This is a genomic window from Paraburkholderia sp. SIMBA_053 (genome assembly GCF_046534895.1).
Taxonomy (GTDB): Bacteria; Pseudomonadota; Gammaproteobacteria; order Burkholderiales; family Burkholderiaceae; genus Paraburkholderia; species Paraburkholderia caledonica.
In genome coordinates this window covers 1-286 of sequence record NZ_JAWRXU010000466.1, presented here as the reverse complement: position 1 = coordinate 286, position 286 = coordinate 1, and the positions used below count along the sequence as shown (strand labels likewise).

General features: G+C 57.0%; 1 pseudogene. It reads left to right on the top strand.

The window, feature by feature from the left end:
- Positions 1-286, top strand: a pseudogene (locus tag SB753_RS36445) (metal ABC transporter permease); the annotation flags it as partial.

Here is a 286-nt window from a genome sequence, read left to right as displayed (position 1 = left end):
GGACCGTGTTGAAGAATCCGCCCGTGCTGCTGTTTGATGAAGCAACTTCGGCGCTTGACTCACGGTCAGAGCGTGCTATCCAGCACGAGTTGGATTTGATTGCTCGCGAGCGGACGACTTTGATTATTGCGCATCGGTTGTCGACGGTTGTGCATGCGGAGCAGATTATCGTGATGGATAAGGGGCGCATCGTCGAGCGCGGGACTTTTGGGGAACTGCTTCTCGTTGGTGGGTTGTTTGCGCAGATGTGGGCCTTGCAGCAGGAGCGTGCTGCGCACGCGGAAGA